This window comes from Acinetobacter sp. MYb191 (assembly GCF_037572605.1).
GTDB lineage: Bacteria > Pseudomonadota > Gammaproteobacteria > Pseudomonadales > Moraxellaceae > Acinetobacter > Acinetobacter johnsonii.
In genome coordinates, this window is the sequence record NZ_JBBGZP010000021.1 from 37409 (window position 1) to 61444 (window position 24036).

At 40.1% G+C, this 24036-nt stretch carries 22 protein-coding genes; 12 read left to right on the forward strand and 10 right to left on the reverse strand.

What is annotated here, in order from left to right; translation table 11 throughout:
- Position 1: 1 nt before the first annotated feature.
- From WH214_RS13820 to WH214_RS13840, 5 genes are all read right to left on the reverse strand, one after another.
- Positions 2-1837, reverse strand: coding sequence for an IucA/IucC family protein (locus WH214_RS13820; RefSeq protein ID WP_339422833.1), 1836 nt, complete (start codon positions 1835-1837; stop codon positions 2-4).
- Positions 1834-3285 (reverse strand): lysine N(6)-hydroxylase/L-ornithine N(5)-oxygenase family protein, encoded by a 1452-nt coding sequence (locus WH214_RS13825; RefSeq protein ID WP_339422834.1) that lies wholly within the window; start codon positions 3283-3285, stop codon positions 1834-1836. The genes WH214_RS13820 and WH214_RS13825 overlap by 4 nt, the downstream gene beginning before the upstream one ends.
- Positions 3278-5062, reverse strand: a complete 1785-nt coding sequence (locus WH214_RS13830; protein WP_339422835.1) for an IucA/IucC family protein — start codon at positions 5060-5062, stop codon at positions 3278-3280. The genes WH214_RS13825 and WH214_RS13830 overlap by 8 nt, the downstream gene beginning before the upstream one ends.
- Positions 5063-5477: 415 nt before the next feature.
- The gene (gene ybaK, locus WH214_RS13835) at positions 5478-5945 is read right to left on the reverse strand and encodes a Cys-tRNA(Pro) deacylase (protein ID WP_339422836.1); all 468 of its coding nucleotides are present in this window, start codon (positions 5943-5945) and stop codon (positions 5478-5480) included.
- A 166-nt stretch (positions 5946-6111) separates the two neighbouring features.
- On the reverse strand, positions 6112-7308 hold the full coding sequence (locus WH214_RS13840; RefSeq protein WP_339422837.1) for an alkane 1-monooxygenase: 1197 nt from the start codon (positions 7306-7308) through the stop codon (positions 6112-6114).
- 169 nt (positions 7309-7477) lie between these two features.
- Between WH214_RS13840 and WH214_RS13845 the strand changes: the two genes are divergently transcribed.
- The gene (locus tag WH214_RS13845) at positions 7478-8410 is read left to right on the forward strand and encodes an AraC family transcriptional regulator (RefSeq protein ID WP_339993604.1); all 933 of its coding nucleotides are present in this window, start codon (positions 7478-7480) and stop codon (positions 8408-8410) included.
- Positions 8411-8693: 283 nt separating this feature from the next.
- Positions 8694-10898: an OsmC domain/YcaO domain-containing protein gene (locus WH214_RS13850; RefSeq protein ID WP_339422839.1), complete on the forward strand. Its 2205-nt coding sequence runs from the start codon at positions 8694-8696 to the stop codon at positions 10896-10898.
- A 69-nt stretch (positions 10899-10967) separates the two neighbouring features.
- Here the strand turns inward: WH214_RS13850 and lpxB are convergent, their stop codons facing one another.
- Entirely contained in the window at positions 10968-12140 is a 1173-nt protein-coding gene (gene lpxB, locus WH214_RS13855) for a lipid-A-disaccharide synthase (protein WP_339993606.1), read from the reverse strand.
- 245 nt (positions 12141-12385) lie between these two features.
- Between lpxB and WH214_RS13860 the strand changes: the two genes are divergently transcribed.
- From WH214_RS13860 to WH214_RS13870, 3 genes are all read left to right on the forward strand, one after another.
- Positions 12386-14545: a TonB-dependent siderophore receptor gene (locus WH214_RS13860; RefSeq protein WP_339422841.1), complete on the forward strand. Its 2160-nt coding sequence runs from the start codon at positions 12386-12388 to the stop codon at positions 14543-14545.
- Between the two features lie 357 nt (positions 14546-14902).
- A complete protein-coding gene (locus tag WH214_RS13865) occupies positions 14903-16462 on the forward strand; it encodes a PepSY-associated TM helix domain-containing protein (protein WP_339422842.1) in 1560 nt (519 codons plus the stop codon).
- A complete protein-coding gene (locus WH214_RS13870; RefSeq protein ID WP_339422843.1) occupies positions 16459-16752 on the forward strand; it encodes a hypothetical protein in 294 nt (97 codons plus the stop codon). Before WH214_RS13865 ends, WH214_RS13870 begins: the two co-directional genes overlap by 4 nt.
- A gap of 219 nt (positions 16753-16971) precedes the next feature.
- On the opposite strand, the gene WH214_RS13875 is transcribed toward WH214_RS13870, so the two are convergent.
- Entirely contained in the window at positions 16972-17193 is a 222-nt protein-coding gene (locus WH214_RS13875; protein ID WP_339422844.1) for a hypothetical protein, read from the reverse strand.
- Positions 17194-17298: 105 nt separating this feature from the next.
- On the opposite strand from WH214_RS13875, the gene WH214_RS13880 reads away from it, so the two are divergent.
- The 4 genes from WH214_RS13880 (at position 17299) to WH214_RS13895 (ending at position 20359) form a co-directional block, all read left to right on the forward strand.
- A complete protein-coding gene (locus WH214_RS13880; RefSeq protein WP_339422845.1) occupies positions 17299-17547 on the forward strand; it encodes a hypothetical protein in 249 nt (82 codons plus the stop codon).
- A 103-nt stretch (positions 17548-17650) separates the two neighbouring features.
- On the forward strand, positions 17651-18547 hold the full coding sequence (locus WH214_RS13885) for a sulfite exporter TauE/SafE family protein (protein WP_062034869.1): 897 nt from the start codon (positions 17651-17653) through the stop codon (positions 18545-18547).
- Positions 18548-18686: 139 nt separating this feature from the next.
- A complete protein-coding gene (locus tag WH214_RS13890; RefSeq protein ID WP_339993609.1) occupies positions 18687-19778 on the forward strand; it encodes a 3-deoxy-7-phosphoheptulonate synthase in 1092 nt (363 codons plus the stop codon).
- A gap of 56 nt (positions 19779-19834) precedes the next feature.
- Entirely contained in the window at positions 19835-20359 is a 525-nt protein-coding gene (locus WH214_RS13895; protein WP_339422846.1) for a protein tyrosine phosphatase family protein, read from the forward strand.
- Here the strand turns inward: WH214_RS13895 and ispF are convergent.
- Positions 20347-20835, reverse strand: coding sequence for a 2-C-methyl-D-erythritol 2,4-cyclodiphosphate synthase (ispF, locus tag WH214_RS13900; protein ID WP_339422847.1), 489 nt, complete (start codon positions 20833-20835; stop codon positions 20347-20349). The genes WH214_RS13895 and ispF overlap by 13 nt on opposite strands.
- A gap of 101 nt (positions 20836-20936) precedes the next feature.
- Here ispF and WH214_RS13905 point away from each other — a divergent pair, with 101 nt between their 5' ends.
- The 3 genes from WH214_RS13905 (at position 20937) to WH214_RS13915 (ending at position 22820) form a co-directional block, all read left to right on the forward strand.
- Positions 20937-21587 (forward strand): A1S_1983 family putative colistin resistance protein, encoded by a 651-nt coding sequence (locus WH214_RS13905; RefSeq protein WP_029575009.1) that lies wholly within the window; start codon positions 20937-20939, stop codon positions 21585-21587.
- A 45-nt stretch (positions 21588-21632) separates the two neighbouring features.
- Complete coding sequence (locus WH214_RS13910; RefSeq protein ID WP_339422848.1) at positions 21633-22115, forward strand: CinA family protein; 483 nt, start codon at positions 21633-21635, stop codon at positions 22113-22115.
- A 78-nt stretch (positions 22116-22193) separates the two neighbouring features.
- Complete coding sequence (locus tag WH214_RS13915; protein WP_339422849.1) at positions 22194-22820, forward strand: aminotransferase; 627 nt, start codon at positions 22194-22196, stop codon at positions 22818-22820.
- Between the two features lie 61 nt (positions 22821-22881).
- Here the strand turns inward: WH214_RS13915 and WH214_RS13920 are convergent, their stop codons facing one another.
- Complete coding sequence (locus WH214_RS13920; protein WP_339422850.1) at positions 22882-23418, reverse strand: hypothetical protein; 537 nt, start codon at positions 23416-23418, stop codon at positions 22882-22884.
- 124 nt (positions 23419-23542) lie between these two features.
- Positions 23543-24036 (reverse strand): citrate/2-methylcitrate synthase (locus WH214_RS13925; RefSeq protein ID WP_339993613.1); only part of this gene is annotated, 494 nt, incomplete at its 5' end.

The window sequence follows — 24036 nt, forward strand, 5'->3', positions numbered from 1 at the left end:
TTTATGATGCAATACGCTTTGTGGTTGTATCGCCAGTTGATTTAGATACCTGCTCTGACCAGCGTTTTAAGGTTTCAGGGCTGACAGGATTGGCAATTGGATCTAAAAATACTGGGACAGGACGTTCTGCTTCGTCGTTGTAACTGGTGGTAAATAGACGCACTCGGTTTAAACAAATTTTTTCAAATTCGGCTCTAAACATGGCAAATTTTTCGATGCGTTCTGCCAACTCTGGATGCGCCTGATGAAAAGCATCAATGACAGATGAAATGGTTTGCCAAAATTCAACTTCGCTATGCTCAGGGTAGTCTTGTAGGAATACATTACAGATATAACGGTAATGCACCATAAACAGCCCAGTGAAAATAAAATGACTGAGTTCATGCGCAGGATGACGCAGTAAAATTTGTCCTTCGATAGGTAAACTGGCCAATTCTGGAAAGTCTTCATCAACCAAATTGACATCATCAATAAAGTCTTTCAGCACCATTTTCTGCGGTACGCCATTGGCATGAATGAGCATGGTATTTTCCCCATGTGGAGAAAAAGCCAAGCCATATTTGTACAAGCAGATTAAGAGTGGAGTAACAGATACTTCGGCAAAGCGTTTTAACCACTGTAATGGACTCAAACCCGACGCCTGAATCAACACAGCTAATATTGACTGTCCGTTGATGTCTCGATGTAATAAAGCCGCTTGAGAAAGTGCCTGTTCGCCTGTTCCAATCATTGGGTCTACACTTTCACGCCACAAACATCCAAACAGTTCTTTAAACTGATACGGCGCACCTTCAATCTGATCAAAACATGGCTGATGAATAGTCAAAGTTGCCACTTCACCTAAGAATGCAACGCCTGACTGTTTCAAGTCTGAATCTTGAGACTGGATCTGCTTTAACCAAGCTGTGACGGCTGGAGCTGCTAAGTTTCGTTTAGACGGCAACCCACGATACACCGCAGTATTGAAGATACTGACAGGTAATTTGACATAATGACGCTCAGGCTGACTGATATTGCAAAGCGTGCGAATCGACTGCATAGGTACATAGTCATCTTGCCCAACGCCTAGTTCAATAATGCGCTGATCCACGATTTCATTGGCATAGGTTGGCACTAACCATTGATGCCACTGCCATGCATGTACTGGAATGAGGAAATAATCACGACAAGAGCAGCCTCTCTCATGTAATTTTTGTTCAAAATTTGCGAGTTCTTCTGCACTTAACTCATGTTGATAAAGTCTCCCTGCTTGCCACTCCTCGGTAGAACGGAACTCTGCCAAATCACGATGCACCGCGAGCCACAGTACTTTGACCGTTGGTGAAAGTTCAGGAGCGGCACTTAAGTAGTCGTCATAACCAAAACCCATACGACCCTTGCTCATAATCAACCACGGATGACCACGGAGCATGCCTTCAATTTCATGATGCGATGCCGTCAATGCTGCTTCACTGCTTAAACGACGTTCATCAAATAAATGCGCCTCGGCTAACCATGTATTGTTCATTTCTTTGATGAGATATGCCTTGGTAAAAGGCTTAACTTCGGTTTGATTTGAAAATGCGCGAATAAAAGTATGTAAGTTCCATGCAGGCAGGTCTTCAACCACGCTCAACTCACGTACTGAACCCTCCTCAATCTGCCAATGTCCCAATAAATAGTTTTGTGCTTTAAAAGTATAGGTTTGATCATCCAACGTCAGCTGGTAACGATTGTCCTTTAAATCGGTCACTTGAATAATTTCTTCATATAAAAATTCAGCAATCGCCATTTCAATTAAGCGCTGTCCTGCCAAACGCCACTGTTTCTGATTCACTTGAAGTTGTGCAAAGCTCATATGATTTTCTCGAATGTATAAGGCTGCATAGAGAGATGTGACCCTGTTTGTATTTTGCGCTGCTCAATATTTTTTGATTTAGGAATCGATGGTGCTAAAGCTGCTGTTCGTGTAATAGATGTGTCATGCTGCACATACATTTCAGGGTTCTGCTCAGCGCTGAAATGCTGAAACGTCTGTTCGTTGCTGTCCAGCTCATACAGTTGATAACCCAGTAGTTGATTGGCAATGGTCGCAGCCCGAAAAGCGCCTAAACCTAAATCAGGTGTACCTACGCCATGACTGTGCATTTCTTGGTTTTGCACATAAATTTCACCCATTGCTGTATGCTGCAAGCGATAGTCTTGGCTCACTTTCCAACGCCCCGCTTGATCTGTTGCAATCAAGGGCTTTAAATATTTTAAAAATGAAAACTCAGGGCTGTAATAACCTGTAGATGCCACCACAAAATCAGCATCTATATAAAAACGTTGCTCGGTTACAGTATGTTCAAGGCTCAAGCGAATCTGCTGACTTTCCACTAACTCAGCATCAAGCAACTGGATTTGTGCATGCAAATGTGTTGCTTGTGTAGCAGAGGCAATACTACGGTGGTAAAGTTTTTGGTAAATCTCACGTATGGTTTTGGCACTAATACCTTTGTACAGCAAGCTTTGATCTTTCAACTGCGCTGCTTTTTGTGTTTCTGAAAGTCTATAAAAATGTCGGGTATAGTTCGGACTAAAATGTTCCAAGCCCAAAGGTGCATATTCCATCGGGAAAAAGCCATTGGAACGCGTCAGCCAATGCAACTTGAAGTCAGCCGTTGATACACAGTCATGTTGATACTGCTGATCGAACAAATCTAAAAAGACTTCAGCAGAAGACTGTCCTGAGCCTAAGACCACAACATTGCCTTTGAGCTTGCCTTTTTTATGGATTAAGTACTCTGCTGAATGAATGCACTTTTCAGGGACTTGTTGTTGTAACTTACGCAGACATTCAGGTAGATAAGGCTGGTTGCCCGAACCAATCACCAAGTTTCGACACAAGTAACGAATAAAACGCCCGCCTTGCTCAACCACCACCTCAAAACCTTCGCTTTTGGCATAAATTGCCTTCACCGTTGACTGGTACTGTATATGCCCCAGTTGATCTGCCACCCATTGGCAATAGTGATTATATTCACGGCGCGGAATATGGGGCTGCTCAAGGAAGTAAAACTTATATAACCGCTGCTGTGATTTTAGGTAATTCAAAAAACTCAACGGACTGGTCGGATCGACCATCGACACCAAATCCGCCATGAATGGAACTTGCAAGACCGTATTGGGAAGTTGCATACCTGCATGCCAGTCGAACTGCGCTTTTTTTTCAAAAAATAGATAGTGCAATTCAGTCTTTTCATGCAACAAACTGGCTAGGCTTAAGTTAAATGGCCCAAGACCAATCGCAATAAAATCAAGCATAGAGGGCATCCTCTTGTTTGATATATAGCGGATTGGCTAACTGAACATAAACAGACTGATTTTCAACGGGTGCAATCAATTCATCCAGCTCATATAAACGAGTCAGTAAATTACCTTTATAAGGCAGCGTTGGTTGATACAACAGACTTTGAATCAAACTACTGTCTGGATACTGTTTCAACAAGTCAAAAAGGTGTTGCTGTAAAATAGACAGTAAATCTTGCTCACTTACAAACCCAGTTGCACCGATGGCATTGATGATGCCAAACAAGGTATTGCCAAAGAAATAATAACTAAAACGTTCATCGACAAAAGCCTTTGAACCTACCGCATGGGCTTTATCATGCAGTTCTGGAAATTGTTGTAAAATTTCACCTGCGAATTCTTCGATATAATAAAAACCTTGATTGTCCCGTAGCCATAGCCACTGTGGCCAGCCATCTTTGAACTCAACCAAGACATTTTGCTGATGCGACTCAAAGGCCATACCATAACGATGGTAAACATACATTAGCGGGGTCAGACTGATGTTTAAGAAAGCCTTAAACCAATCATGTGCGATTTTCGCCTTATCCTCCAACTTTTGTTGAAAAGCAATCTGATCAAATAATGCATTAAAACGATTACGTTCTTCTACGGGATGATCCTGACACAATGAAGCAATACACGTGACTTGCTGTTCGGGAGTAAACGGCTGATCACGTACAATACAAATCGTTTCATCGATGATTTCACCATCCAACTGAAGAGCAATCCATGCAGGATCATTGACCGCTTTTAGGCTTGGACATTGTTTTAAAATATCTCGACCCAATTCACTGTGCCAAAGCCGATGCGTCATTTCACCGCGGTGACATTCTTTTGCTAAATTGACGCGAATAGAGTTGGTAATCATCACTGAAAGCGAAGGTTTCAGCATCCACGGCGCGTTAAAACTCGCCAAAGTACGTACAGAAGTGGTTGGTGAAAATATCCATGCTTTTTCGCCCAAATCGATGATTTTCAGTTTAGCCTTTAAACTTTTAAACCATGCTTTACTTTGTAAATAGCGGGCTTGCCATGGATGCAGTGGTAGCAGTTTGTAATGTGCATGTGCAGCTAAGGTTTCAAGTTCCGATTCAGACAAATGCCATTTGATTTCTTGTTTAAGTTGTATTGAAAAAGCCTGCTCAAGCGCTGTTCCTTCTGCAATATATTCAGGTGCCACCAGCCAATAATGTAGCTGGGTCTGACCACAAGCTTCGGGGGAATATTTTTGCCATTCTTCATGGACAAAACCTGTTCGGCTTTTCGGTGCAGGATGCATGCTATGACCTAAAATCAAAGCCTGTTCAGACTCTATAAAACCTTGTTCAACCTGTACGAGCGCATCAAAATCCTCTGCCCGAATATTTAAAAACTGTTGTAATGCATCACGACTTTGAATCCAACGCTCAACCAAGGATGCAGCATCGACAAGGCCTTCGGATTGTTGCACTAACTCTTCTAGTAACAGACAGACCATGGCTGCTGCGCTAAAGTTAAGCTTTTGGCCTTTTTGAAAAATTTGCGGTAAAGCCGCAATACGATGTCGCCCAACACGACTGACATAGCTTAACGGAACAAAAAGTTGTGCTTGGATTAAACTAAGCGGCAAAGATAACAGCGTCAAACCTTGGCTAAACGCGAGTTGAGTTGAATTTTGTTGATACTTCTCAAACAAGCTCGCTTTGCCTGTTTCTTGTGAGTATGCATTGACAAGATGCTGCATCGCCAAGCGATTGGCTAGCTCTTTCATCTGACCATTTCCTCTTTTTAAAGCTTATTCCAAGCTCATTTCATGTAATTATGTTTCTTAAAGGTGTTCACGTTGGCCAACGCTGCAAAAGCATGTTAATGGTAATTATTATCATTTATCTTTGCAATTTTGTTTACTTTTGAAAATATACGCACAACACCAACATATATTATTGTTTTTTAATACTTTTAAAAATTTAATCAGTTTTTCTAATAAAGCCTATATAAAATTACACCATAGCTTTAAATGATAGTTTATGAATTTATAATTGATTCGAACTATAAAATTTCCCTATATTTCATAAGGAAAAGCCCATTCAGTCACCTGAATGAGCTTTCATTTGTGCTCAAATTAATACTCAAAAGAACTCAAGACTAAATTAATATAGATAAAGCAGCGAAGACGTCACTGCTCTTTATTCATCGAGTACATCAGCAAAAGTGGCTGAAAGTACTTTTGCTAAATCCTGCGGTTTTAAACCGATATCTAAGCCGCGCTTCCCCCCACTGACATATAATTTTTCCAACTGTACTGCGCTTTGGTCAATCACGGTTTTTAACCTTTTTTTCTGTCCAACAGGACTAATCCCACCGACCAAATAACCTGTCAGTCGTTCTGCATCTTTAGGGTCGGACATTTTTAGTTTTTTTGCCCCCACTGCCTGTGCAACTTTTTTCAAATTTAACTGATAGTGTACAGGAAGAATCGCAACAAAATAGTTTTTTTCATCGGTCACTAAAAGTGTTTTAAACACCTCTTCGACACGTAGATTTAATTTTTCCGCGGCTTCAAGCCCAAAGCTTTTTGCATTGGCATCATGTTCATATTCATGAATAGAAAAATCGATTTTATTGGCTTTTAAAAGTTTGGTTGCAGGTGTCATTTCTGTTCAATATATTCACTACATACCCAGCATTATATGCCTATTCAAAAAGAAAGTTTAGCGGTACGCCTATCATGATCATCGAACTTACAGGCACTCAACGAATCAATGACTGTAGTTCGATGTCAACTATGTATTCAGCTTGTTATCGCTGAAACATCGCAGTTTAGTCCGCACTTAATCCAAATTTCTTAAAGATTAGAGCACGGCGCTTTGGCAAGATATTGGCTTTGCTCAAATCACCTTCGTAGTGATCGAACACACGTTGATCCATCATTTTAAACCATAGCTTTGGAATTAACGCTGGAATCAACATGGTGGCATAACCACTCGGTAGCTCAGGGGCTTCATCAAAATGTCTTAATGCCTGAAATGGGCGAGTTGGATAGGCATGATGATCTGAATGGCGTTGTAACTGGTATAAGAATAAATTGGTCACAATGTTGTTATTATTCCAGCTGTGTTCTGGCATGGTTCGCGCATAGCTGCCATCTTCTTTTTGGCTACGCTTTAAACCATAGTGTTCAATATAATTAATAATTTCAAACAGACTCACGCCATAAAATGCTTGTGTAACCAGATATGGCGTCACTTTTTTACCAAACAATTTCAACATGGTTGCATGAAAACCAGTACTCATCGCCCATCCATGAAACAGTTCATTTTCTTTGGAGAAGAAAGACAGACCCTTTCGTTTTAGGCGTTTATGTTCAATTTCAACTGCTGACTTCAATCCACCAAAAACGGTACGCGGCCAAAACTCATAAAAAGTCTCGCCCATTTTCGATGAAGCAGGATCTTCTGGCGTCGCAGCACGTTTATGATGCCCATAAGGGTGCTCAATGCGGAAATGGTTGTAGACCAACGGCGCTAAAGTCATATGTGACCAATAATGATCTGATTTTTTAGGACGGTGGCACAGCTCATGTGCTGTATTTACCGCTACTCCATTAATTGCCCCCATGGAGACACCCAATAATATTTGGTCGAGCATCGATACATTTTGGCGAGTCACCACATAACCTGCAAACAAATTGGCTGCCATTTGTAGCGGAATGAACAATTTCACAATACGATCATAGTACGGGTCATTTACCAAGACCTTAATTTCATCATCCGAAGGGTTGTTTTCATCCGCACCGACCAGACCATCTACCGCTGGAATAATCACATGCAGTAACAGCGGCCCACCCAAAGCGAATATTTTCTTGGTGGGTTTCGGGCCAAAATGATAGCCCGCTAAAATGCCCATGCCAATTACAGGAAGCCCAGGACTCAATAGCCAGCCAAAACGCTTTTTATCGATCCCTGCTGCATTTTTGACGACCACGCTAGCATTCGTCATTTTCACTGATGCATTCATTACCATTCTTCCAATTTTCTTGTTATGCCTTTATATTTCTAGAAATGGGACATAAAGAACAGTTGCTAACGTCCAAGAAAACAGCGTAATCGTCCTTGGCCTAAAATGACTTAAATTGACCCTAAATCAAATATTAAGCCTAAGAAATAAAGACTAGAAACCGTAAAGTATGGATGCTTTAAGTAAAATTTTTGAAGATATACACCTCAACCAATCTGAATACCTCTACCTTAAACCGCATGGTGAGTGGGCTTTTCGCTATACCGAACAATCCACCATGATGGCCTATGCAGTACTTCAAGGACAATTCACCATTTGTTTAGATGCTAAACAAATTATTGTTGCTGAAGTGGGAGACTTGATCTTACTTCCTTCAGGGCCAAGTCATGAATGTCGGTCGTCAAGCAAAGACCAACTATTAGAAGTATTCGATATTTCTGACTTATTTGCTCAAAACCAACACAAAGAAGTCACTTTTGGAAGTGATGCGACACAACAAAAAACCGTAATCTTGGCCTTACATGCACATATGGACCCCATTATGGCGCGTCCGTTGGTACAAGCCTTACCCGCGTTTATTCACCTGCAACACCAAGACCTCAGCACGGTTCCTGAATGGTTGCAAATTGGATTGCAGTTTCTCGCTCTAGAAGTCCAACGCATACGCCCGGGTCGCGACAAAATTTTTGATCATTTGGTCAGTATTTTATTAATTGAATGCGTACGTGATTATATTGACGCGCTGCAAGACTCGAACAATTGGCTGAGTGCTTTATCTCATCCTGAACTATCCAATGCTCTTGCTAAAATTCATGCGGAACCTGCACAGCCTTGGACAGTTGAGTCCCTTGCAGAACAGTGTTGTATGTCACGTTCTAAATTTGCCACATTGTTTAGCCAAATTTTAGGCACCAGCCCTTTGGCTTATTTGCAGCAACACCGTCTGCGTTTAGCCGCCCAATACCTGCGTAATGGACAAGGTAGCATTCAACAAATTGCACATCGGGTCGGATACAACTCTGAAACGGCTTTTAGCCAAAGCTTTAAACGACAGTATCAAATGAGCCCAAGCCAATATAGAAATAATTCAAACCCAACTTAAAGTGCTAGTCTGTAATGGTTTAATAGCAGTCTTCACTTTGCTTATGTCTTTGTGCACCGAGATAAATACCCTGAACTTGCAGACAAAGATTAGCATCTTGTGAAAATCACACTATAATATCCCGCATCCTTGCTAGAGATGGCTTCAAACCACTGCTTGTTTGTTCTTTTTCGCTCTAGCCACACTTTTTTTAAGTCCAATTTTCATCCGTGATTCGGCTTATTTTTCAATATTTTATCTCTTGTATGTCCAGGCTGACATATAAGAAAATTTAGGTGCCAGCATGGAAATCAAGGTTAATTATCTCGATAATCTTCGCCAAGAAGCGAAGTTCGATGATTTTACAGTCATTGCCGATCAACCGATTCGCTACAAAGGTGATGGCTCTGCACCCGGTCCATTTGACTACTTTTTAGCATCTTCTGCGCTTTGCGCGGCTTATTTTGTCAAAGTGTATTGTTTGGCACGTGACATCCCAACCGACAACATTCGCTTGTCTCAAAACAACATTGTTGACCCTGAAAACCGCTATAAACAAATCTTCAAAATTCAAGTTGAGCTCCCAGCGGACATTTCAGAAAAAGATCGCCAAGGTATTTTGCGCTCTATCGACCGTTGTACGGTTAAGAAAGTAATTCAAACAGGTCCTGAGTTTATTATTGAAGAAGTCGAAAGCATTGACGCCGATGCACAAGCCCTGCTTATTCCAAGCCTTGCTTCTGAAACTAGCACAATCATTGCGGGTAAAGACCTGCCTTTAGAAGAAACCATTGCCAATATGTCAGGTATTTTGGCTGGTCTAGGCATGAAAATTGAAATCGCTTCTTGGCGTAATATTGTGCCAAATGTGTGGTCTTTACATATTCGTGATGCTCAATCGCCCATGTGTTTTACCAACGGTAAAGGGTCCAGTAAGGAAAGTGCATTAGCTTCTGCGCTGGGTGAGTTCATTGAACGTCTGAACTGTAACTTCTTCTATAACGACCAGTTCTGGGGTGAAGACATTGCCAATGCCGAGTTTGTGCATTATCCAGATGAAAAATGGTTCATGCCAGGTCCAAATGGTGAAATGCCTGAAGGTGTACTGGATGAGTACACCCTTGAAATTTATGACCCTGAAGAAGAACTGTTAGGTACGCATTTATACGACACCAACTCAGGGAAAACTGAGCGCGGTATTTGCGCTTTACCTTTTGTTCGCCAGTCTGATGCTGAAGTGGTTTACTTCCCATCAAACTTGATTGAAAACTTGTACCTTAGTAACGGGATGAGTGCAGGAAACACCTTAGCTGAAGCACAAGTACAATGTTTGTCTGAAATTTTTGAGCGTGCGGTAAAACGTGAAATTTTGGAAGGTGAACTGACCCTGCCAGATGTACCTCAAGAGGTTTTAGCGAAATATCCTAGCATTTTAGCAGGTATTCAAGGTTTAGAAGAGCAAGGTTTCCCTGTACTGGTGAAAGATGCCTCTCTAGGCGGTCAATACCCTGTAATGTGTGTGACGTTAATGAACCCACGCACAGGCGGTGTATTCGCCTCTTTCGGTGCACACCCAAGCTTTGAAGTTGCGCTAGAGCGTAGCTTAACTGAGCTACTGCAAGGTCGTAGTTTTGAAGGTCTGAACGACTTACCTCGCCCAACATTTAGCTCAAATGCGGTCACTGAACCCAATAACTTTGTTGAGCACTTCATTGACTCAAGTGGTGTGGTGTCATGGCGTTTCTTTAGTGCCAAATCGGACTATGACTTTGTCGAGTGGGACTTTACCAATCAAGGCCAAAACTCAAATGCCGATGAAGCTGATGCACTGTTCGGTATTTTGGAAAATATGGGCAAAGAAGTCTATATGGCCATTTACCAACATTTAGGCGCAACGGCGTGCCGTATCTTGGTACCGGGTTACTCAGAAATTTACTTGGTTGAAGACTTGGTTTGGGATAACACCAACAAAGCGCTGCTTTACCGTGAAGACATCCTCAACTTACACCGTTTAGGCGACGAACAGCTTGAAGCTCTGGTTGAACGTTTAGAAGAATGTGAACTAGACGACTATACTGAAATCAAGACTTTGATCGGGATTGAGTTTGATGACAATACCGAATGGGGTCAATTGACTCTGCTTGAACTCAAACTACTCATCTATCTTGCATTAGAGCAGTTCGAGGAAGCGAAAGATTTGGTTGAAGCATTCTTACAATACAACACCAATACCGTTGAACGTGGTCTGTTCTACCAGTGCATGAATGTCGTGCTCGAAGTGATGTTGGATGACGACATGGAACTGGAAGAATATGAAGCCAACTTCCGCCGTATGTTCGGTGATGAACGTATGGATGCAGTAATAGGCACAGTTGAAGGTCGTATTCGTTTCTATGGTTTAACCGAAACCAGTATGAAACTTGAAGGCTTAGACCGTCACTTACGTTTAATCGACAGTTATAAAAAGTTACACGCTGCACGTGCCAAGGCTGTTGGACTAAAACCTTAAAATAAAAAGAAACAACCCAAATACGTTTGGGTTGTTTCTCACTGCACCATCACGATGTCTTAAAGAGAATTAATCTAAAATATTTAAAATCGCCTCAACAGGGTTTTCACTATTGCCTGCAAGTAACTGTTTATGCATGGTAATGTGCTGCATAGCCTGAATCTGCGCGGTTTCTATATTCATTAATTTTTCAATTTCAGCCGCCAATTTCTCAGGCGTTGCATCTTTTTGGATTAATTCTTGTATCACTTTCTTGCCTGCAATAATATTCGGCAATGAATAATATTGAATCTTGATCAAGAATTTCACCACATGATAGGTGAGCCAGTTCAACTTATAGAAGGTCACCATTGGTCGGTGTAACAGCATAGCTTCTAAAGTTGCTGTACCTGAAGCCAAAGCTACAATATTAGCGGCATTCATAACTTGACGCCCAATCTTCGACTCGGTGCCTGAGTTTTCAAGCAAGTCAATTTGATCGACCAGTGCTTTTGGATACTGGGCAAGCAAAGCTTCGATTTGTTGCTTACGTGCATCATTGATTGCTGGTATCACAAAGCGATAGTTTGGATATTTGGCGTAGAGCAATTTTGCAGCATCTAAAACCAGTGGACCGAGCTTTTCAATTTCACCACGTCGACTTCCCGGCAATAAGGCAATATGCCTTTGGGTCAGATCTAAACCCAGTTCTTCTTTGGCTTGTAAAATTGGGTTTTCCAAAGGCAATTGGCTCGCCAAGGGGTGTCCTACAAAAGCAGCAGGAACATCCCATTTTTTATAAAATGCTTTTTCAAACGGAAATAAACACAGTACCAAATCAATAGAAGCTTTGATGCCATGAACCCGTCCCTGACGCCATGCCCAAACGGAAGGACTAACATACTGCACGGTTTTTATTGGCAGTTGTTTTTGCTTTAAACTTTTTGAAAGGCGCATATTAAAGTCTGGCGCATCAATCCCAATAAACACATCGACAGGATGGGCTGTCCACTTCTCTACCAGTCCATCACGCACAGCAAAAAGCTTTTTAATGTCTTTAAGAACCTCAACTAGCCCCATGACAGACAAAATATCCATCGGATAAAAGCTCTTGAAACCCTCTGCAATCATTTGCGGGCCACCAATACCCTCAAATTCTGCATCAATTCCTTGCTCACGAAAACTGCGAATAAGTTTAGCACCTAAAGTATCACCTGATACTTCACCCACTACGATTCCAATTTTAAGTTTCCGATTTTGCAAAGCATTATTCCTTATTTTTCAACCCATGCATCATAACATAGCGTCTTTTAGATTGGCGTGGGTATGTTAAAGCAACAATGATAAAGTGCAGTCAACTTACATCAATGGCCTTCATAAACCCTTAACCACTTCATATCGCCTCAATCAAAGATAATTTTTGATTTATTTTTTCAATTGTAAATAACTTGTAAAGCACACAAACAAACAATAAACTTATTAATAATTATTCTCATTAGTATTTATTAATGCTCAACATCTCCTCTCGCAGCTTTAAGCTCTCTATCATTAGTTTAGCTATTCTTAGCGCTCAGTATAGTTTTGCGCAAGACACGCAAAACTTAGCAACCATTACCGTACAAGCAAGTGATGATCAAGCAACACAAAGCTCTGAACAGTCTAAGTCCTATATTGTTCAACAGTCCATTAGTGCAACTAAACTAAATATCCCACTCAAAGAAACACCTCAAACAGTCAATGTTGTGACACGTCAACAAATTGATGACTTCGCACTAAATAGTACACGTGAGGTTTTGCGTAATGTTCCTGGCGTCATTGTTAGTAATCAGGAAACGGATCGTACAACTTATCTTGCACGTGGTTTTGAAATTTCAAATGTGCTTGTAGACGGTGTTGGCTTTCCTCTAGAAAGTTATAATTATAATAACGACAACCCAGACAGTTTTTTATTTGATAGAATTGAAGTGGTAAAAGGTGCAGATGCTTTAAATAATGGCGTAGGTGACCCTAGTGCAACCATTAACATGATCCGTAAACGCCCGACTCAAGACTTACAGTTTTCATTTAATGCCAGTTATGGCTCTTGGAATACGCAACGTTATGAGGCTGATGTGTCATCTGCGCTAACCCAAGATGGTAAAATTCGTGGCCGTGTATTTGGTTATGAGCAAACGGGTGATAGTTATTTAGATAACTATGAACTTGAGAAAAATGGATTTGGTGCAATCATTGAAGCAGATCTCACTGACTCAACTTTATTCACTGCGGGTTATACCGAAACCAACAATAAATCGAATGGTAATAACTGGGGCGCAAACCCACTGATTAATACTGAAGGTGAGCAGTTAGATTATTCAAGAGACTATAATTACAGCCCTAATTGGACCTATTGGGATACCAATATCAAAAATTATTTTGCCGAGTTACAGCAAAAACTTGGTGGTGATTGGGTTGCAAAACTGTCTTATGATGAAAAGCATACAACACGGAATTCAAAACTTCTGTTTTTATCGGGTAACCCAAGTGCCGATGGAACTTCAGGCGTATACCTATGGCCTGGTATATATGAGGATGATAATAAAGCTCGCCAAGCAAATCTTAATATTTCAGGGACTTATCCATTATTTGGACAACGGCATGAAGCCACTGTCGGATATTCATGGTCTGAAAACGACAGTAATGAATTAGGCTATAGTGGTAGTTATGCTAATCACCTCACTACAGACCTAACCAGCTGGACACCTGCTGAACCGACTTGGGATTTTTCTCAAACCAGTGGTGAAATGCATATGAAGCAAAAAAATCAAAGCTATTATGCGGCGACACGTCTGCATTTAAACGATGATTTAAGGCTTCTTTTGGGGGCAAACTATGTGCAAGCTGAAAGCAAAGGCACAAGTTATGGCGCAGACACTATTTATGATGAAGATAAAGTTTTGCCTTATGCAGGCATCACTTATAATTTCACTCCTGAATATACAGGTTACATGAGTTATAGCTCAATTTTCCGCCCACAAACGACTAAAGCTGTAGATGGTGGTATTAATAAACCGATCGAAGGTGAAAGCTATGAGGTTGGTGTAAAAAGTTCGTGGCTAGATGATAAATTGACTGCAACAATGGCTATTTTCCGTACTGAAGAAAGTAACTATCCTTTACGTAATTCAGATGGCTTACCAACAACACGTAAAACTCAAGTCAGTGACTTACGTTCACAAGGTTATGAATTTGGTCTTGCAGGACAGCTCACAGATCATTTAAATCTCAGTTTTGGTTATACCCAATTAAGTTTGAAAGATTTAATTAATGGTGGTGACGCTCGTACATTTAACCCTACCCAATCTTTTAATTTATTGACAACTTATCAAATCCCACAAATCCCTAAATTAAAATTAGGTTTAGGCATCCAGTGGCAAGATAAAACTTATTTAGATGTTCCTGAAACGACTAATGCTAGCGGCGTTGTGACTCAAAAATCAGGCATTATTCAGCAAGATGCTTATGCTTTAGTCAATGTGATGGCAAGCTATGAAGTGAATAAAAATATCACCTTACAAGCCAATGGCAATAACATCACTGATGAAAAATATTTATTTAATTTCCCAGATGCACAAGGTTTTTATGGTGCACCTGCCAACTATAGTGTTGCTGTAAAATTCAAATATTGATTCAATAGCGCCTTGTTTTCTGTTATTTAACAGCACAGAAACTGAGGCGCTTTTTTGTGGGTTAAATGGTTCGTCATGCATAAATTTCAATATCTCCTACCCGTCTTGTATCGGTTTTTGATCGCATTTGGCTTAGGCTATTTATGTACATCCATGTTATCAGAACTACTAACCCTTAGTTTTTACCCTCACTTAGCTAAAGCAGAATCCATTTATTTAGCGGCTTTTCTATCTCTTATTTTCTTTATCATTTTTGTCATTTTGAGCTTTTGTGTTCAATCCCTGAAAAAGTTAAGCGCTTCAACTATTTCTCTTTCCCTTTGCTTTTTTCTATTGCTGAAGTTCGTAGGTTAAACCATGCAAAAATCTGTTCGCCAATCAATGGCATGGCTACACTCTTGGCTTGGACTAACACTGGGATGGTTATTATTTGCCATTTTTTTAACAGGTGCTGCGACCTATTATCGTCATGAAATAAATTTGTGGATGCAACCGCAATTTGCCACCATACAAGTCAAACAAGACACTGCGATGAAGTCGGCATATCAATATTTACAAAAAAATGCTGCAGATGCGCAAAGTTGGTATATCGGCGTAGCTAGTCCTAGTTCACCTGTTAATAAAATCTACTGGCAAAAGGCCGATGGTGGCTACGAAAATAAGACTTTGGATGCGAACACAGGTAAAGAAGTCACCTTGTCTGCAACCCAAGGAGGTGAATTTTTCTATGGCTTTCACTATCAGCTGTATGGTGTGCCCTATTTCATCGGTAGGCTTTTAGTCACTATTGCAGCCTTCTTAATGTTGATCATCCTCATTTCAGGCATCATCACACACAAAAAGATATTCACCGAATTCTTTACCCTAAGAGCCTTCAAAGGGCAACGCTCGTATCTAGACTTTCACAATGTCACCTCTGTCATTGCTTTGCCCTTTTTCCTGACCATTACATTCACTGGTTTAGCCATTTTCTTTTATCTCATTCTTCCCAATGGCATGAAGAAACTTTACCCAGAGCAACCGTTCCAATATTTTGATGAAATTAGAAATATTAGCATCAGCTCTGAGGCTAAACCGACACCTGCTACGATGCGACCGATTGAGTACTTCATACAACAATCTGAGCAGCGTTGGGGTAAAACAGAAATTGGCAATATTACGGTCAAACACCCCAATACCAATATCGCTCAGATGAACTTGGTTGAGTCAGCTGACCGAAGCATCACGCGAAACCAAGCCCAACTCAGCTTTAACGGCGAATCTGGTGCCCTGCTCGGTGACACTCGGAATAATAGTGCAATCGCCACGCTCAATAATGGAGTTTATGGTTTACACGTGGCACACTTTGCGCAGCCGTTATTACGCTTTGCATTATTCTTCTCAGGGCTTTTAGGCTGTGCCATGATTGCGTCTGGGCTTTTACTCTGGAGCTTAAAACGTCAGCTACAAAATAAAAAACAAAGTTTCCACTTTGGACATTATGTGGTTAACCGCCTAAATACGGCTGCCATCATTGGCTTGCCGATCGCCATGCTCAGCTATCTTTGCACAAACCGTTTACTTCAGTTAGAAGCTGGTCAACCTAACTACGAAATCTATGCATTTTTCGGCACTTGGTTACTCAGTTTAGTCATTGTATTACTCACGCCGCAGCAACACCTTTGGAAAACTCAACTGAAGGTCTTCATTTTACTGGCTGTATCTTTGCCTATTTTCAATTTTTACTATTTAATCAGCCACCAATATGTGCATGACTTACATGAATATTGGTTATTCTTGCGAGTTGATCTTATGATCATCATCCTTGCGATATTGGCTATTTTTTTACATCAAAAAATCCAGCCCATTCAACAAAAAGCTGTACAAAAAATTCAGAAAAAATATGCCAACACTGCGGTTCAGGAGTCCAATTCATGATCTACCTGATTGCAGGACTTCTCATCACTTTCGGGTGCTATGTGTTATTTCTGGTGAGCGATAAGCAGCGCCCTAAAACTCAAAAGTCACGTTGGGCTAAGTGTGCAGAACATTATCAAATCTGCCGATATTTGGCTTTTGGTGTACTGGCCGCGGCTTTAACTTTATTGATTCAATTCACGGGTCGCGGTGTGGGAAGTGTCTGTTTATTTGTATTTGCTACTCCGATACTTTTTATACTGATTCTGAGCATCAACGACTTAAAACCAAAAAAAACTAAATCTAAATAATCACTTACACTTCAACTCACATGCCTTTATATTTGGTTCATGAGCCAAACATAAAGGTGTATGTAAATATATGAACCAGAACCATTGCAACAGAATTTTAGAGCCTAATCAAAATCATTTAAGTTGAAGCATCGTGATTTTTTAGTTATAACACGCTCAATAATAAGCACTTTTAAACCTCTTTTCACGGGACAAACATTGCGCTCAGCTTTAGATTGGTTACAACAAGAAATCATCACCCCCTTTCAACAGCTCTGCAGTTGGTCGAAGCATCATTTTGGCTGGACACTTTTTATTTCCCTCATTTTCAATTTGCTTGTATTTATTTGTTTCCCCAGTAGCTGGATCCCCTCTCAGATTCAGAGTAAAACCTTTGATCAAATCACCGTTAAAGTCGGTAAAGGACGAATCAGCGCGTTGAAATTTAAACAACAGCATCATTTATGGATCGCAAACTGCGCATTGATGGGAGAACCTGTTCAAACACTATGTGACCAGTCATCACATCGTCACCAATTTACAGCAAAGTAGGTCGAGGTTTACTATTTGGAGCGTATTTTTTGGAACCTAAAAAATGCAAAAAAGGAGGTGTTTATTCAACAAATCACATTAGCTGATCCACGTCAGCAGCACTTAGATATGACAGATAGCTCGACCGCAGCGGATTTTGAGCAATGGAAAAAGCATCAGCTAGCCCCTCTTTATATTTTACGAACACTCATAAGTCTTAATCTATGTTGGTTGCTGACAATTGTAGGCTTAAAAATAAAAGCACGGATACAGCTCAAACAATAACTCCTATATCTCTTTTTAGAATAAGTAAATCAACAATCAAGACAACGACTTATATGAAAACGTCATAAGATATGCACGTTTTTTGATATTTTGGCATATAACAATGTTTGGTCCACTCGAATTTATTCTCGCAGGTGTTTTAGTCGGTTTTTGTGTGGGAATTACTGGCGTGGGTGGTGGTTCATTAATGACGCCGATCCTCATCAGCCTTTTCAGAATTGAACCTCACATTGCCATTGGTACAGACTTGCTCTATGCCGCAATTTCAAAATTCTGTGGTTCATTTGTACATGCAAAAAAACTAAATATTGTGTGGCCGATTGTGCTTTGGCTTGCAATTGGCAGTATTCCAGCTTCCTTTGCAACGCACTGGGTACTCGACAACTATTTGAGCCAATCTACCCACTATAAAGCCGTGCTCACTATGGTTTTAGGCTTCATGTTGACCATTACAGGTTTATCAATTGTCTTCCGTAATCAAATTGAAAAATTTTTCAACAAATTACGTAAAGATGAACTCCCAGACATGACCGAAGACTTAGAAAAAGTTCAGCTTCAAACCAGCAATAAACGTAAGTACATTGTGATGATGGGTGTGGTTCTTGGGGTCTTCGTGACACTGTCATCAGTTGGTGCAGGTGCTTTCGGAATCATGGCTTTGGTGATTATGTTCCCAAACCTACCGATGATTCGTATTATTGGTTCTGATGTTGTGCATGCGGTGTTACTTACGTTCGTTGCAGGTATGGGTCATATGACTTCAGGCAATGTCGACTTCCACCTCCTTATGTGGTTATTGGTGGGATCTATTCCAGCAATTATTATTGGAACACTGATTAGTTCACGCCTTCCTGAAAAAATCATCCGTAAAGTGTTGGGTATTACCCTGTTTGCGCTGGGTGTGAACTTCATGTTGAATCCGATCAAAGCCAAACCTGTGAAGCCAGCCGAAACTGCTCAAGTTGTTCAAATTTCAACAGTTAAGAATGCCTCAGTGTAGGCATTCTGATTTAAAATAAACCTAAGATTCATCACTTTTTTTTCAAAGATTCATTCGACTTTTTTATAACCTTTTATCAGCTAAACCGTGTTATATTCAGCTTATAAAGCAACTTAATACGATCGAACCAGTGACGGCAATGAATACTCTACAGTCAAACTCTATTACCCAAAACGACATCGATGACGTGAATTTACAAAGCATTCATCCGCTAGTTACCCCAGCGGAATTAAAAACTGAATTGCCTCTCACTGAGTCTGCATATCAAACTGTACTTCACGGTCGTGAAACAATTAGCAATATTTTAGATGGTAAAGACAAACGCATTTTTGTGGTAATTGGCCCATGTTCAATTCATGACCCTGTCGCTGCTCACGAATACGCAGACCGTTTAAAAGTTTTAAGCGATAAAATTAAAGACTCAATCTATGTCGTAATGCGTGTTTATTTCGAAAAACCACGTACCACAGTGGGTTGGAAAGGTTTGATCAATGACCCTGACATGAATGACTCATTCAACATTGAAAAAGGTTTACGCATTGGTCGTAAACTTTTGGTTGAGTTAAATGAAAAAGGCTTACCGTGCGCGACCGAAGCCCTTGATCCAAACTCACCACAGTACTACCAAGACTTAATCTCTTGGTCAGCGATTGGTGCACGTACCACTGAAAGCCAAACACACCGTGAAATGTCTTCTGGTCTTTCTTCACCCGTAGGTTTCAAAAATGGTACAGATGGTGGCTTAACTGTTGCAACCAATGCCATGCAGTCGGTCAAACATGGTCACCACTTCTTGGGTCTAAACAACCAAGGCCAAGTCTCTGTGATTCGTACTTCAGGTAACCCGTATGCACACGTGGTACTTCGTGGTGGTAATGGCAAGCCAAACTACGATGCTGGTTCTGTAGCAGAAGCAGAAGCAGCCTTGGCTAAGGCAAAAGTCAGCACCAAAATCATGATTGACACCAGTCATGCAAACTCGAACAAAGACCCGTTCCTTCAACCGCTTGTTCTGAAAAATATTACCGAACAAATTATTGATGGAAATAAATCTATTATCGGCATTATGGTTGAAAGTCACCTTAAAGGTGGTCGTCAGGAAATTCCTGAAAACCTATGCGATCTTGAATATGGCAAGTCAGTAACCGATGGTTGTATTGACTGGGATACCACAGAAAAGGTATTACTAGAGATGCACGAAGCACTCAAAGACGTTTTACCGAACCGTTAAGTTTTTAAAACGCCATCTTCGGATGGCGTTTTTCATTCTAAGATTAAGAAATAATTATGAACGCTATTGAAACACACTTAAGCCAAACACTTAACTTTCAATTTATCCACGAGCATTTGTTTACTTCTGGACAACCGACTGTTGAGCAATTACAGCAAATTAAAGAGTATGGCGTAAACACAGTCATCAATCTTGCGCTCAGTAATAGCAATAACTATTTAGCGAATGAAGATCAAATCTGTTTAGAGCTCGGTTTGAACTATATACATGTGCCCATTTCATGGGATACACCGTCTGATGATCAGTGCTTATTGGTCTTAGATATGATTGATCATTTGGTGCAAGAACAAACCATTTGGGTCCATTGTTCAGAAAATTATCGAGTCAGTAGTTTGATGTATTTATATCGTCAATATTATATGAATATCGATATGCCAGCGGCACATGAAGCCATGCATCAAATTTGGGAACCGAATGACACATGGACAGGTTTGGCGCATGCTGTTGCCTTACAACTTCAAGGTCGTAAAGCAACACAAGAATTAAAGCTGGCTATGATCAATCCTGATCATTTTGCATGAGAAATCAGCACTGTTGCTGTAGATAAAATACCTTCCTGACGACCCGTAAAGCCCAGTTTTTCCGTGGTCGTTGCTTTAATGCTAATCTGCGTGATTTCAACATCAAGAACGTCTGCAATGCTTTGGCGCATCGCTAAATTATGCGGCGCCAACTTCGGACGTTCACATGCCACAGTAATGTCAGCATTATTTAACTGATAACCACGATCTAAAATAAGCTGATAGACATGTTTGAGTAATACTCGACTGTCTGCCCCTTTAAAGCGAGGATCGGTATCGGGAAAATGCTGACCAATATCCCCTAAAGCTAACGAACCCAATAATGCATCTGTTAAAGCATGCAAAACCACATCACCATCTGAATGTGCTTTTAAGCCGTGTGTATGCGGAATTTGAATACCTGCCAGTGTGACAAATTCACCCTCTTCAAAAGCATGTACATCAAGTCCCTGTCCAATTCGAATATGTGCAACCATGCTCAGTTTCCTTTAAGAAATAAATGATTGAAATCTTGTATTCACGCTTTCTCTTTCGCTATAGTTACAAGCAGCGCAACATAGTGAAAGTATAAGCGATCATGCTGTTGAAAACCGACATAAAACTTATGAAAAAATTTAGTATTTTAGTGTGTCTAAGTTGTCTTTGTACCAGCTTTAGTTATGCTCAAGTCATTAACTGTGATGATCCGACCTCATCTAGCCTTAAAAAGATCTGTAGCGATCAATTCAAAGATATTCGACAAAAATTAGACACGCAATCAATGACTGCTTTTTTAATCAGTGATGCGCCGCAGCGTTTATTGGTCGATACCCATCAGCTATGGTTAAACCGCCTACAGCAGTGTAAATCCTTGGCATGCTATCAGCAGCAGATGGATTTTCGAATTGATGATCTGAACTTCTATACATCGTTGAATCAAAGTTTGACCCAACACTATTTAAAGTTTGAACATGGGGCCATTGCCAAACAACCTGTGCACCTACAAGTGCATCAGCTGTCTAAAGATAAAATTAAGATTGAAGGTGTTGCATATCGTAGTCCCAATAACCGCATAGAAACCCAAACCATTTCGTTTTTGGCCTATACCACGCCAGACCAAAAGCAAAACATTACCGATAATGAAAACAACTGCCACTACCAGTTCAACTTTCAAAAAGCCATTCTTTCTGTAAAAAGTGAAAGTAAAGCATGTAATCGTTTTGTCGGTGTGTACCGTGTTTATGACTAATCTACCAATCAAATCAAAATAATGAACATCGGGAGGTTGAAAGCCGTGCAAGTACTCAAGCAATGCTGCAACCTCCTAGAACAGAAAAAATTGACCATTGCCTTTATCGAAAGTGCTAGTTCAGGTTATCTATCCAGTCAATTTTCGATTTATAAACATAGCGGAGCTGACATTTTACTCGGTGGACTGGTGAGTTATGACCCCAGTATCAAATGTGAAATTTTAAAGATTGATCCTGCACTTATTCAGCAATATACAGCGGAGTCAATTGAAGTCACTGAAGCAATGGCGCTTCAAGGTCATCGACTGTTTCGTCACGCCGATATTATTGTCTCGTGTACAGGGCTGCTCAAACCTGGTGGAAGTGCCACACCTGAGAAACCTGAAGGCACCTTTTATATTGCTATTCATTATCAAAACAGTTTAAGCACTTACCATTATTTACTACTGGGCAGTGCGCTTGAGCGACTTAATCAACTTACGAAAAACGTAGCTCAAATGGTCATTGAACGTGTTCAAAATGCTTAAATCTTTACACTAAATTTGATTTTTCTACATTTAGAACCTTTAAACTGAACCATAATCAATAAAAATGTGAAGCGCCTCATGATGATGAAAATAATCCATCCTCTACTTTTCAGCACCTTATTTTTTTCAAGCCACAGTTTTGCAACTGTAGGTGGACCACAAAATATTGAAGTTTTAGGACTTGACCAAGCTGATCAGAAAATTTATGTGATGCGGCATTATTTAGATGGTCGTGGTCGTTTGCCACAATTGTATTATTATCAACTCAACAGCAAAACACCGTCCAAACTGATTGAAGTAAAATCTTTATATATAAATCCAAAAACTCAAAAAATTGACTATGATCAAGACAGTCAAAAGTTTGACCGTGACATTGCAAAAATAAAAAAACGACTCAAAGCTTTAACGCCAGTTCCACCAAAGCAGGTTAAAATTCAAGTCATTAGTAAAAAGACTTCAAAAGAACCTTCTTGGTATGACCCTAAAGTCTCCATCCCGAAGTTTAGCTATCAATATCAAGTGAAATACAACAATTTGAAAAGTCCCATACACAAGGCGGTGGACTATAAAAATGGGCTGCGCATTTCGCAAAGTTATAAAGTTCCTAATCAACAAAAAGCGTTGGTGACTGTTCAATATCTAGGGATTCCTTTTGAAACAGGTTATAACATTGAAGATCCTGTTCTATTGCTACCTAAGAAATAAATTTTAAGTTTTTGGGGCAATATTATTTTATTGAAAATAATTAAGGCTTCTTATTAGCCTTCTACAATAAAACAAACCAATAATTTGTTTTATTAATTTGCTCAATCACTAAATTTTCCAATTTATAATAACCATGATCCACTAAAACTTTAGAAAACTTATCTTGTACCGCATCTATATCTTCCGCATAGAAAATACCTAAAGTCCATATGCTTCGTAAATTATTATTAGACTTCCTGACTTTTGTATATTTGTCTAAATCTAATAACATTTTTTTTAAACAACTGACTGGCTTCACGTCCTGTTTAAATTCTAAAGCCATATACTCATCAAGCTTCCAACCTTTTTTTCTAATTAAAAAATCTGGTTTTAATTTCAATTTAATTTTTTCTTTTCTTCGGTCATATTCATAACTAAATTCTCTATACCATTCAGGTTGATCATCAAATCCATTTAGGAAATATGCGAATTCAATTTGTAACCAAATCTCCCACCCCGTAATATTACTATCTTGGATAATTTGAAATTTTTTCTTTATCTCTTTTTCTTTAAAAAACTTAGCGACTACATCTAAAATATATTCATGATCTTTACTCATTTTTCCCTCAAATTATATAAATTCATTAATTAATCACTATTTTCGTTTGTTTTTGATACATAAAAAATAGCTACAATATATTTATATTGTAGCTATTTTAAAAAATCAATTTTTTTAAATTTTTTTAAGCCGCTGAACGTTCTTCAATCGGTACTACTTTACGCAGCTCAGGCCCCGTATAGTCCGCACTTGGGCGAATAATACGGTTGTCCGCACGTTGTTCCATCACATGCGCCGCCCAACCTGTGACACGGCTCATCACGAAGATTGGTGTGAATAATTTGGTCGCAATATCCATGAAGTGGTATGCCGATGCATGGAAGAAGTCTGCGTTACAGAATAATTTCTTCTCACGCCACATCACTTCTTCACAACGGACTGAAACTGGGTACAGGACCGTGTCACCGACATCTTTGGCTAAGCGCTCTGACCAGATTTTGATGATGCCATTACGTGGATCATTGTCTTTGTAGATTGCATGTCCAAAGCCCATGATCTTTTCTTTACGTTCCAGTTTGCCCAGCATTTCTCGCTCAGCTTCTTCAGGGGACGTCCAGTTTTCAATCATTTCCATCGCTGCTTCGTTTGCTCCACCGTGTAATGGACCACGCAGTGAAC

Coding starts and splice junctions, on each gene's coding strand:
- WH214_RS13820 (WP_339422833.1), bottom strand. CDS start 1,837: ATGAGCTTTGCACAACTTCAAGTGAATCAGAAACAGTGGCGTTTGGCA.
- WH214_RS13825 (WP_339422834.1), bottom strand. CDS start 3,285: ATGCTTGATTTTATTGCGATTGGTCTTGGGCCATTTAACTTAAGCCTA.
- WH214_RS13830 (WP_339422835.1), bottom strand. CDS start 5,062: ATGAAAGAGCTAGCCAATCGCTTGGCGATGCAGCATCTTGTCAATGCA.
- ybaK (WP_339422836.1), bottom strand. CDS start 5,945: ATGACACCTGCAACCAAACTTTTAAAAGCCAATAAAATCGATTTTTCT.
- WH214_RS13840 (WP_339422837.1), bottom strand. CDS start 7,308: ATGAATGCATCAGTGAAAATGACGAATGCTAGCGTGGTCGTCAAAAAT.
- WH214_RS13845 (WP_339993604.1), top strand. CDS start 7,478: ATGGATGCTTTAAGTAAAATTTTTGAAGATATACACCTCAACCAATCT.
- WH214_RS13850 (WP_339422839.1), top strand. CDS start 8,694: ATGGAAATCAAGGTTAATTATCTCGATAATCTTCGCCAAGAAGCGAAG.
- WH214_RS13860 (WP_339422841.1), top strand. CDS start 12,386: ATGCTCAACATCTCCTCTCGCAGCTTTAAGCTCTCTATCATTAGTTTA.
- WH214_RS13865 (WP_339422842.1), top strand. CDS start 14,903: ATGCAAAAATCTGTTCGCCAATCAATGGCATGGCTACACTCTTGGCTT.
- WH214_RS13870 (WP_339422843.1), top strand. CDS start 16,459: ATGATCTACCTGATTGCAGGACTTCTCATCACTTTCGGGTGCTATGTG.
- WH214_RS13875 (WP_339422844.1), bottom strand. CDS start 17,193: ATGATGCTGTTGTTTAAATTTCAACGCGCTGATTCGTCCTTTACCGAC.
- WH214_RS13885 (WP_062034869.1), top strand. CDS start 17,651: ATGTTTGGTCCACTCGAATTTATTCTCGCAGGTGTTTTAGTCGGTTTT.
- WH214_RS13890 (WP_339993609.1), top strand. CDS start 18,687: ATGAATACTCTACAGTCAAACTCTATTACCCAAAACGACATCGATGAC.
- WH214_RS13895 (WP_339422846.1), top strand. CDS start 19,835: ATGAACGCTATTGAAACACACTTAAGCCAAACACTTAACTTTCAATTT.
- ispF (WP_339422847.1), bottom strand. CDS start 20,835: ATGGTTGCACATATTCGAATTGGACAGGGACTTGATGTACATGCTTTT.
- WH214_RS13905 (WP_029575009.1), top strand. CDS start 20,937: ATGCTGTTGAAAACCGACATAAAACTTATGAAAAAATTTAGTATTTTA.
- WH214_RS13915 (WP_339422849.1), top strand. CDS start 22,194: ATGATGATGAAAATAATCCATCCTCTACTTTTCAGCACCTTATTTTTT.
- WH214_RS13920 (WP_339422850.1), bottom strand. CDS start 23,418: ATGAGTAAAGATCATGAATATATTTTAGATGTAGTCGCTAAGTTTTTT.